Below are 223 nucleotides of genomic sequence, written 5' to 3' on the forward strand. Positions count from 1 at the left end.
GCACGAGGAATTCATCCCCTCTATTAGACAATAGAGGCCCAGCAGCCAATTTCTTTTTTTATGTTGCTAGAGTCAAGCAAGAAACTCAGAAAGTGAAGAGCTGAAAGCAAGTGCTAGAAAACAAAACTTTAGACGAAAAAAAACCGGAGTAGAACTCCGGCTTTTTTGAATCTTTGGTGGCTATACCTAGATTCGAACTAGGGACCCCATCATTATGAGTGAT

The organism is Methylophaga sp. UBA5088, from assembly GCF_002414625.1.
GTDB classification, from domain to species: Bacteria; Pseudomonadota; Gammaproteobacteria; order Nitrosococcales; family Methylophagaceae; genus Methylophaga; species Methylophaga marina.